Below are 9226 nucleotides of genomic sequence, written 5' to 3'. Positions count from 1 at the left end.
AAAGGCAAGGTCTGACCCCGGCGACCGCGCGTCCCGCATCCGCCGCATCGCCGCAGGAAAGGCAAAAGGCAAGGTCTGACCCCGGCGACCGTACGTCGTGGCTCCCGGCGCTGCGAAACCCGTACCAACCCGAGAACGCCAGACACAAAAAAGCCCCGAACGGGGCCGAAGGTCGTGCATAAAAAACGGGGCCCCTGGGGGCCCCGTAAAACAAGCTAGTGCTTGTTGTTATACCGCTTGTAAGCAGTGCTCGGGCTTAGAAGGACACCCGCAGACCGCCGCCAACACCCGTGAAGGAGTTGCCGTCCGCGATCGTGGCCGCACGGCTGACATAGGTCGGAGCGTCATCGTCGTAATCGGCGTAGGACACACCGGCAAACGCCATCACGCGGTTGCTGAAGTTGTGCTTCACGGCAATCGCGGCGTAGTCGACGTTACCGGCGTCGTCATTGCGAGTGTGACCGAGGTTCAGCACGAAGTCGTTACGACCCATCGTGTAGGTACCCGACAGGAAGTAGGTGTTACCATCACCGGTAGTCTCACCCGCTTCATCCTTCCACTTGAAGTCGGTCGCTTCACCAACCAGGCGGAACGGACCGGCACGCCAGTCGGCGCCGATCTTGTAGGCGCGGAAGTCACCGCCCCCGAGGTTGTCATTCTGGCCGTCGTAGTCATCCGCCCAGTTAGCCGCGACATACAGGTCAACCGGGTTCAGATCGAAGTTCAGGCGACCGGCATAGGCGGTGTTGCTGTCGTCTGTGTTATCAACAAACGCGGCAACGTTCATGCTCATGATGCCGAAGCTGTTGCTGTACTGGATGCCACGGTCCAGGTACGAACCTTCACCCAGACCACCGAGCTGCTGCGGGTCCATGCGCCCACCGTTGGTACGGGCCTGCATGAACGTCGCGTTCAGCGGGTCCTTGCCAGCGGTGACGAACGGGGAAGCCATGCGACCGGCGATCACGCGGCCGAAGTTGCCGTCCAGACCGACGTAGATCTCACGGGCATCGGAGTTGAACCCGGCATCTCCGCCGCTGGTATTAAAATCCTGCTCGAACTTGGCAATGGCGGACAGGCCGTTACCCAGGTCATGATCGACCATGACGCCGAGGCGGTTGGGGCCAGCGCCGTCGACCGGGTTACCAGCACCACCGACGTCATGCACGCGGAAGCCGCTGTCGAAGTCGGACGGGCCACCGCTGTGGTGGACGATCTGCGTCTGCAGCTGACCGAACAGGGTGACGGAGGAGTCCGCGGCGGCGAAGGCCGGGACCGCGAAGGCGCCGGCAACGGCGACTGCGAGAATCTGTTTTTTCATGTTGCGTATCTCCCAGGAGAGGTGTTTGGTTCATTTCTACGCCTGCATCCACGGTCGATGCCGCGAATGACAGGTGTTTTATATACACCACGGTGTCGCATTTCAACCCCTTGTGGCGAAAAAATGTCGATCGCGTTGGAAGTTTGCCCCTCGGTAACCGGGGTGAACACATGGATACGGGTGGAAGGAAGGACAAAACGGCCTCCCAAGGCACTGAATAAACAGAAGAATAAGAAGCGATGAGAACGTTGGCGCATTGTGACGTGAGCCCCGTATCAGCATGGCCTTATGTTGCAAAAAAGTGGACCTTCAGGCGGATATGAGGATGGGATACGGCCTCCAGGAAGCTGTTGCATATGCGCAACGAAGGGCTGCGGGGCAGGCGTTCGAGATTCTTTGTTGCGGGAAAGCGACAACTGAGGCGAGAGGGCGAAGGCTGGGGTGATGCGTTTCGGTTGCCTCAACGCATGCTACGGCATCCAGGGCGGAAGATGGAGCTGTAGGAGGCCAGCCCTCTGGCCGATTGGGAGTAGCCCAATGCCCGATCGGCCAGAGGGCTGGCCTCCTACAGGGGGTGTGGCAGCGATTGCGCTAGTCGAGGCCGAAGGCGCGGCGGGCGCTGGCGCCGCTGGTCAGGTGCTGCTTGCAAACAAAGCGACTCCGGCACGGCGGGCAGCCGCGACCAGGGACTGGTCCAGCGTGGCAAGGGACGCACTATGCTGCAGCGCCAGAGCAAGATAAGACGCATCGTACGCGGAAAGTCCGAAACGCCTGGCCAATTGCAGCGTCAGGCCGAAGACTGGATCGACGCCCCCTGGGTCGACAGTCACCATGAGGTCTTGCAGCAGGCCAAGGAAACGGGTCGTTTCGGCTTCGGTCACCAGGCCCTGGCTTTCCGCACGAGCGACCACGTTGGCGACTTCCAGCGGCCAGACAGACGGCGCGAGCAAACGGGTCTCTCCCGACTCGATGGAACTCAGGACACTGGCCGCAACCTCCTGGTCGGCGGGACTACCATCGGACAGCAGCCAGCGCATCACAATGGGGTTGTCGAGCACGAGGTCCATCAGTCACGACCCGACTCGACCAGGGCCTTGATATCCGCTTCACCTCGCACCGGGGCGTCGGCCATAAACTGCCGGAGATTGCGCGCGGCCTGCACCCGTCTGGGAATGTCGTCCTCCTCCAGTGGCACAAGCGCGGCGACGGGGCGCCCGCGCTGGGTGATGGTGAAACGCTCACCCGCCTGCACTTTTCGAAGGAAACCGGAAAGGCGTGTCTTCGCATCGTGGGCCCCGATGGTTTCGTGATGAGACATGCTCGAACCTCCATGAACCGGTTGATCGACTGGTTGGTGCCAAATACTACACGCAGAATGAAGGAGGCGCGGTGGGATTTCTGGGTCGCTTCGAGCTCGGGCGCGGCGAATCAACGGGGGGCATCGATGAGGGAATCGCTGGCACGGCGTGGACAAGGCGGCCTCCCCGGGTCGATTACGGCATACCCCGAGGCGATATATTTTAGGAGCCGAGCCTCTGGGCGATTGGGGTGGATGCGCTTCGTTGCGCTCAACGCATCCTGCGGGCTGCGTGGCCCCGGAATTGTAGGAGCCGAGCCCCTCGGCGATGGGGCGTTGGTTGAGCCCGATCGCCCAGGGGGCTGGGCTCCTGCACCCGCAGCGGCCCCGGAATCGCGCAGGGGGACTGGCCGGGATCAATGCGCTTCGCGGCGCTCAACGCATCCTGCGGTCCTGTAACCACGCCCGAGAGGGCGTGGCGGCGGGAGGCGATCATTGCTCCAGGGGCGGGAGGTCGAGACGGTTGCCAAGCCTTTGCAGAAGGGTCAGAAGATCGCCACTGGCGTCGATGGCGAGGTTCAGTAGAGCCGCGTTCTTGTCCGGATCATCTGGGTAGTCGTGTGCAAAGCGGTTACGGATGGCCCGCAACTCCTGCCATTGCATAGCGCTATCGATATAACCGAGCTTTTCGAGCCGATTGAGCTTGTCGATCATCGGTCGGTCCTCGAAGGGTTCCTGCAGAGCCTCAAGCACGCCGGGCAGCAGGCGGGCTCCCGCGGCGTCCTGCAGCTTGCCGAAACGAAGGACGAATTGGTCCAGCGCCTGGATGTTGTCGTCGTCCAGTTCACGCAATCGGTCACCCAACAACGGTATCAAGCCGTCCAGCGTCTGCAGTGCGTGACGCATGTGGTGCGCGTGACGACTGCACTCGCGCCAGGCATCCGCCAGCCGTTGTCGGGCCAGGTTGTTCACAACGGTATACCCGTACGCTCCGCGACATTGAAGATTGGCGGACGTTCGCGTCTACCGGGATAGTCCACGAGGACATCAATCTTCTGCTCGCCCAGGCGTTGCTGTAGCAGCGCCTGAAAACGCATTTCGGCGCGCACGACCTCGGCGGGATTCTGCATGGGCGCCGTCACCAGGAGGTCGATGTCGCCACCGCGCGCCCGCTCGTCCACACGCGAGCCGAACAGGCGAACACTGGCACCCGGCCCAAAGGCTTCCAGTGCCGTGTCATGAATGATTTGTCGCTGCTCGTTTGTGAGTCGCATGGCGATGATGTCGTGATGGACCCTTTTTCGAGTCTAGGAAATGTGTGGATGCCGAGCATTGATCATCGCATACCCAATTCAAAAGGCCAGCCTTGGGGCCGCGAACCGCAGGGCAGATTCTCTAGCCGGGATCGATGCGTTTCGCGAAGCTCAACGCATCCTGCGGTCCTTATGTCAGCGCCGTACCCGGTCGCTGCAAGGCCCCGAAGGGGCCGTGGCAACCTCCGGATGCCGGCACGGTGGCCGGCGGGAGGCGATCGCCACGCGGCGCGCCTCGCGATAACGGTGGCCGGGGGCATGGCCTTTCGCAAGAGGCCGATGAGCTCCACGAATCGCATCATCCGTCGAGGCCGAAAGCGCGGCGGGCGAGGCGGCGTTTGACGGGATCGGCCTGGTCGACGAGGCGCAGGCCGAGGCCGCGCAGTTCGGGGAGACCGGCGGTCTGGTGGCCGAACAGGAGCCTGAAGCCATCCATCGCGCGCTGCATGAAGGCGTTTTCCGGGCGGCGGTCGCGGGTGTAGGCGCGCAGGACGGTCTCCGCACCCGGATCGTGGCGGGCGGGGCCACGCAGGCGCTCGGTCAGGGCGCGGGCATCGGCCAGCCCCAGGTTCAGGCCCTGCCCGGCCAGCGGATGGATGGTGTGGGCAGCGTCGCCGGCCAGTACCACGCGGCCCGAATGGTAGGTCTTTGCGTGCCGTGCGGTGAGCGGGAAGCTGGCGCGCGGGGACGTTGCGGTGATCGCGCCCAGGCAGCCATCGGTCTCCTGCTCCAATGCCGCGCAAAAGGCGGCGTCGTCCAGTGCCAGGGTGTCCTCCGCGGCAGGCCATTCGGGCTGCGACCAGACGATGGAGCAGCGCCCGTCCGCCAACGGCAGCAGCGCGATGATCCGATCGTCCACGAAGCGCTGCCAGGCGGTGTCCTGGTGCGGGTGCTCGGTGGTAATGGTCGCGACGATGCCGCACGCGTCGTAGTCGCGCCCCGTGAACGGGATGCCGACGGATTCGCGCACGCGGGAACGCGCACCGTCCGCCGCCACCAGCAGGCGTGCGGACGCGATGGGCTGGCGGCGGTCCCCGTACACATCCACGCGCTCCGGGCGACGGTCGAGGGTCTTCCATTCGGTTTGCGGGTACAGGGCCACGCCCGCGGCCTCGAGCTCGCCCCAGAGCACGGACTCGAGCGCGGCGAGCTCGACCGTCCAGCCGAGCGCGGGTACGCCCAGCGCATCGGCATCGAAACGGATATGCCCGGGGCCGTTCGCATCCCAGACGTACATGCCGGAGAAGGCATGGGCACGGCGCTGCTCCAGCGCCGCGCGTACACCCAGCGCCTCCAGGAACGCCATCGACGCGTCGTTCAGGGTCGCCACACGCGTGACCGGGGCCGTATCCGGATCGAATGCGGGCGCGGGATTGCGCTCCAGCACCCCGACGCGCAACCCCTGCCGTACGGCGCCCAGGGCGATGGCGCCGCCCACGGCCCCGGCGCCGATCACGAGTACATCCAGGGTTTCGTTGGGCGTGGTGTTCGTCATGCCGCACCCTCCCCGGCCGCGGGCAGATGGGCGAGCGTGTGGCGCGGCAGCGGCCCCAGGCCCATCGCCGAGCGGGCCAGCGCATCGCGCGCCGGGCGCAGGCGATCGACCGCCATCATGCCGGCCCCCAGCCCGTGACCGCGCAGCCCGGCGGCATGCAACAGGCCCCGGGCGAGGAAATCGGTGGCGGCCACCACACTGCCTACGTCCTGTCGCCGAGCGTTCGCATAGGTCTCCAGCACGGCCGCCGCACCCGGGTCGGCGGCAAAGGTCGGCGTGCCATCGGCTTGTCGACCCGTGCGCAGCGCACCGAGCAGGCCCGCCACGTCGCGCAGCGACAGGTTGAGCCCCTGCCCCGCGACCGGATGGACCGAATGCGCCGCATTACCGAGCAATAGAGCGCGCTCCGCAACCGGCTGGGGCGCATGGACCCGCTCCAGCGGGAAGCGCACGACCGGCCCCGCCGGACGCAGGCGCCCGAGGGCCCAGCCAAAGCGGGCCTGCAACTCTCGCAGGCGTTCGGCCTCCGTCTGCTCCAGGCGCTGCTCGCAGGTCGGCGGCGGCGCGACCCAGACGACATTCATGCGGCCATCGGCCTGCGGCAGCAGGGCCAGCGGCCCCTCGTCGGTAAAGCGCTCGAAGGCCTGGCCGTTGTGCGGACGGTCCGGGCGCACGTCGAAGACCAGGGCGTCGGCGTCGTAACGCAGGCGCTGCACCGGCAGGCCCAGGGCCTTGCGCGTCGGGGAGCCCACGCCGTCCGCCGCCAGGATCAGGCGCGCGCACCAGGCCGCCTCGCCCTTCGCCCCCCGGATGTACAGCGTCCGCCGGTCGCCTTCGGCCGGGTCGAGGCCGGCCAGGGTCGCGTCGTAATGCCGATCGACGCCGGCCGCGCGGCAGGCCTCGTGCAGCATCGGGTCGAGCGCGGCGGCCGGAACGACCTGCCCGAGCGCGGCGCGGCCGTGGTCACGGGCGTTCAGGTGGACGCGCCCCAGCCCGCCGCGGCGGCTGACGACGATGGAGCGGATCGGGCTCGCCTGTTCGGCCACGGACGACCAGTAGCCGAGGTCGTCGAGCATCTGGACCGAACCGGCGGCCAGCGCGTAGCCGCGGGTATCGGGGCGCGTGGTGCCGGCGTTCGGCGCAGCGCCACGCTCGAACAGGGCCACGGAGTAGCCAGCCCGCGAGAGGGTCGCAGCCGCCAGACTGCCGACCGGGCCGCCGCCGATGATGGCGATGTCGGGGGTTTGGGTGCTCATGTCAGACCGGCAAGCCTTCGTAGGCGGCGGTTCGCGGGCAAGCCCGCTCCCACAAGGGCCGGTCCCGCAGTGCCTTCGTAGGATGCGGATGAGCGCAGCGAATCGCATCAGGGATGTGACCACACCCCGGCGATCGGTGCGTTTCGCGGGGCTCAACGCACCCTACGGTTTGGGGGTTGGCCGGGTTTGGGCGGGAGTGCATGGTCAGGTCCAGCCCGGGAGGTCGCCGGCCATGCAGGCTTCGATGGCGTCGGGGGTCTTGGGGCAGGCGTCGGTGAGGACTTCGTGTCCGTCGCGGGAGACGGCGACGTCGTCCTCGATACGGATGCCGATGCCGCGCAGCGCCTTGGGGGCCTCGGAGTACGGGCCGAAGTACAGCCCCGGCTCCACGGTGGTCACCATGCCCGGCTCCAGCAGGCGCCAGGCATCGCCGACGCGGTAGTCGCCGACATCGTGCACGTCCAGGCCCAGCCAGTGGCCGGTCCGGTGCATGTAGAAGGGCCGGTAGGCGTGGTCCTTGAGCAGCCTGTCGAGCCGACCCTTGAGTACGCCGAGATCCTTGAGCCCGCGGGTCAACTCGCGCACCGCGGCGTCGTGCGGGTCGTTCCAGTGGTTGCCCGGACGGGTCTGCTCGATGGCCGCGTGCTGCGCGGCCAGTACACACTCGTAGACCTCGCGCTGGGTGTCGCTGAAGCGCCCGGAGACCGGGAAGGTCCGGGTGATGTCGGAGGCGTACCCATGCACCTCGCAGCCGGCGTCGATCAGCAGCAGGTCGCCTTCGTTCAGGACATCGCGGTTCTCGATGTAGTGCAGGATGCAGCCGTTCTCGCCACCGCCGACGATGGACGAGTACGCCGGCTCGGTGCCGTGGCGGTGGAATTCATGCAGCAGCTCGGCCTCGACCATGAACTCGGTCATGCCGGGGCGGGTCGCCTGCATGGCCCGGATATGGGCCTGGCAGGAGATCGCGGCCGCATGGCGCATCATGCGCAGCTCCGGGGCCTTCTTGAACAGGCGCTGCTCGTGCACGTAGTGCTCGACCGCCACGTACTCGTGCGGCGCGCGCACGCCATTGCGGGCCTTCGCGCGGACCTGGTTGACCCAGCCGAACAGCCGCTGGTCCAGCGCCTCGTCGCGCCCGAACGGGGCGCACAGAACGCGCCGGTTCTCCATCAGGCCCGGCAGGATCTCGTCGATGTCCTCGATCGGGAACGCGCATTCCGCGCCGTAGTTTTCCATCGCCCCGTCCGGGCCGGCGCGGCGGCCCTGCCAGGTCTCCTGCGTGGGGTCGCGGTCGCGGCAGAACAGGATGTACTCCCCCGCCGCGCGACCCGGTACGAGCACGGCAACGGCATCCGGCTCGGGGAAGCCCGTCAGGTAGAGAAAGTCGCTGTTCTGGCGAAACGGATACTCGACATCGCGGTTGCGCACCTGCTCGTGTGCGGCCGGCACGACGATGATCGAGTCGCCCCCCACGCCGCGCATCAGGCGCTGACGCCGCCGGGCGAACTCGGCCAGGGTGATGGTCGGGGTCTTGCCGGGCAGCGGGGGGCGCGTGGGGGCGTTCATTGCATCGGGATCCGTTTCGGGTCGTCCGGGGCGAGCTCGTCGGCGATCAGCAGTACACCGACGCGCACATACTCGTTGAGTTCCTCGAAGGCGGCGGCGTTCTCTTCGTCGTCCTCCGGCTCCAGTTCGATGCGCGCGATCTCGGCGAAGTCGCGCAGGATCTCGCTGGCCTCGGCCGAGGGTTTCATCTGCTGCAGCCGGGGCATCTGCCCGAAGCCGGAGATAAAGCCGTCGACCCACTCCGACAGCGCCTGGGCGCGCGCCTCGATCGGCTCGTCCTCGGGCAGCAGCGGCCCGAAGCCGAGCTCGACATCGTACAACTGCGCCAGCAGGGTCCGGCGGATGGCCTCCACCGTCGCGCGGAAGTCGTCCGGCGCGGCATCGGTCAGCGGCAGCGCCTCGCCCAGGCTATGCTCCAGCGCGTCGACATCCGCGCCGGGGTCCGCAACCACGCAGCCGGTAAACAGCCCGTGGGCCGAGGCCGGCGTCTGCGCGAAACCCATGCGACGCAGGCCATGCGCGAGCTGCTCGGCCAACGCGGCCGGGTCGGATTCAAGGCCGCCGCGCGCCTTGGTCGATTCGCCGGTGGGGGCGGCCATCAGAAGGACTCCAGACGGGCTTCGTACGGGAACAGCAGGAAGCGGTAGAGGTCGTCGCCCACCTGCAGGTGGGTGAACTGCGGCTCGCCCAGCTTGATCGCACTGGACCCGGTGGCCGACAGCGCATTCAGACCAAAGCGCTTCTCCGCGATCAGGTCCTCCAGCAGCTGCTCCAGCTCCGTGTGCGGGATCGCCCCCGTGTTGTCCACGATGCGGCAGGGCTTGCCGTTGTGTGCGGTACCCTCGATCACGGTGGCCTGCGGGTCGGGTTCGGGGGGCTGGGTCATGGGCGCGACGGTTCCTGAGAAACGATATGCCGCCTATTGTGACCAGCCCGGTGCGCGAGCCGCAACAAAGCGCCGTGTCCGCGTGCGTT

10 protein-coding genes are annotated in these 9226 nt (G+C 67.0%); all 10 read right to left on the bottom strand.

Features of this window, described 5'->3' with window-relative positions; translation table 11 throughout:
- Positions 1 to 256: 256 nt before the first annotated feature.
- Positions 257 to 1321: a porin gene (locus F813_RS0112325; protein ID WP_017926800.1), complete on the bottom strand. Its 1065-nt coding sequence runs from the start codon at positions 1319 to 1321 to the stop codon at positions 257 to 259.
- A 632-nt stretch (positions 1322 to 1953) separates the two neighbouring features.
- The gene (locus F813_RS0112320) at positions 1954 to 2388 is read right to left on the bottom strand and encodes a type II toxin-antitoxin system VapC family toxin (protein WP_017926799.1); all 435 of its coding nucleotides are present in this window, start codon (positions 2386 to 2388) and stop codon (positions 1954 to 1956) included.
- Complete coding sequence (locus F813_RS0112315; protein ID WP_012983182.1) at positions 2388 to 2639, bottom strand: type II toxin-antitoxin system Phd/YefM family antitoxin; 252 nt, start codon at positions 2637 to 2639, stop codon at positions 2388 to 2390. Before F813_RS0112315 ends, F813_RS0112320 begins: the two co-directional genes overlap by 1 nt.
- Before the next feature lie 471 nt (positions 2640 to 3110).
- Positions 3111 to 3590, bottom strand: coding sequence for a hypothetical protein (locus F813_RS0112310; RefSeq protein WP_012983183.1), 480 nt, complete (start codon positions 3588 to 3590; stop codon positions 3111 to 3113).
- Positions 3587 to 3892 (bottom strand): nucleotidyltransferase domain-containing protein, encoded by a 306-nt coding sequence (locus F813_RS0112305; RefSeq protein WP_012983184.1) that lies wholly within the window; start codon positions 3890 to 3892, stop codon positions 3587 to 3589. Before F813_RS0112305 ends, F813_RS0112310 begins: the two co-directional genes overlap by 4 nt.
- A gap of 337 nt (positions 3893 to 4229) precedes the next feature.
- Complete coding sequence (locus tag F813_RS0112300; RefSeq protein ID WP_017926798.1) at positions 4230 to 5426, bottom strand: FAD-dependent monooxygenase; 1197 nt, start codon at positions 5424 to 5426, stop codon at positions 4230 to 4232.
- On the bottom strand, positions 5423 to 6682 hold the full coding sequence (locus F813_RS0112295; protein ID WP_017926797.1) for an FAD-dependent oxidoreductase: 1260 nt from the start codon (positions 6680 to 6682) through the stop codon (positions 5423 to 5425). The genes F813_RS0112300 and F813_RS0112295 overlap by 4 nt, the downstream gene beginning before the upstream one ends.
- Before the next feature lie 204 nt (positions 6683 to 6886).
- Positions 6887 to 8251: a Xaa-Pro aminopeptidase gene (gene pepP, locus F813_RS0112290; protein WP_017926796.1), complete on the bottom strand. Its 1365-nt coding sequence runs from the start codon at positions 8249 to 8251 to the stop codon at positions 6887 to 6889.
- Positions 8248 to 8850: a UPF0149 family protein gene (locus F813_RS0112285; RefSeq protein WP_012983188.1), complete on the bottom strand. Its 603-nt coding sequence runs from the start codon at positions 8848 to 8850 to the stop codon at positions 8248 to 8250. The genes pepP and F813_RS0112285 overlap by 4 nt, the downstream gene beginning before the upstream one ends.
- Positions 8850 to 9137, bottom strand: a complete 288-nt coding sequence (locus tag F813_RS0112280; protein WP_017926795.1) for a hypothetical protein — start codon at positions 9135 to 9137, stop codon at positions 8850 to 8852. The genes F813_RS0112285 and F813_RS0112280 overlap by 1 nt, the downstream gene beginning before the upstream one ends.
- Positions 9138 to 9226: the final 89 nt, after the last annotated feature.

This window comes from Thioalkalivibrio sp. HL-Eb18 (genome assembly GCF_000364985.1).
Lineage (GTDB): Bacteria > Pseudomonadota > Gammaproteobacteria > Ectothiorhodospirales > Ectothiorhodospiraceae > Thioalkalivibrio.
The sequence above is the reverse complement of the archived record's forward strand: the minus strand, read 5'-3'. Positions and strand labels throughout refer to the sequence as shown.

Bases quoted from the DNA above. Each gene is read 5' to 3' on its own strand.
- F813_RS0112325 (WP_017926800.1), bottom strand. From the start codon at position 1,321: ATGAAAAAACAGATTCTCGCAGTCGCCGTTGCCGGCGCCTTCGCGGTC.
- F813_RS0112320 (WP_017926799.1), bottom strand. From the start codon at position 2,388: ATGGACCTCGTGCTCGACAACCCCATTGTGATGCGCTGGCTGCTGTCC.
- F813_RS0112315 (WP_012983182.1), bottom strand. From the start codon at position 2,639: ATGTCTCATCACGAAACCATCGGGGCCCACGATGCGAAGACACGCCTT.
- F813_RS0112305 (WP_012983184.1), bottom strand. From the start codon at position 3,892: ATGCGACTCACAAACGAGCAGCGACAAATCATTCATGACACGGCACTG.
- F813_RS0112300 (WP_017926798.1), bottom strand. From the start codon at position 5,426: ATGACGAACACCACGCCCAACGAAACCCTGGATGTACTCGTGATCGGC.
- F813_RS0112295 (WP_017926797.1), bottom strand. From the start codon at position 6,682: ATGAGCACCCAAACCCCCGACATCGCCATCATCGGCGGCGGCCCGGTC.
- pepP (WP_017926796.1), bottom strand. From the start codon at position 8,251: ATGAACGCCCCCACGCGCCCCCCGCTGCCCGGCAAGACCCCGACCATC.
- F813_RS0112285 (WP_012983188.1), bottom strand. From the start codon at position 8,850: ATGGCCGCCCCCACCGGCGAATCGACCAAGGCGCGCGGCGGCCTTGAA.
- F813_RS0112280 (WP_017926795.1), bottom strand. From the start codon at position 9,137: ATGACCCAGCCCCCCGAACCCGACCCGCAGGCCACCGTGATCGAGGGT.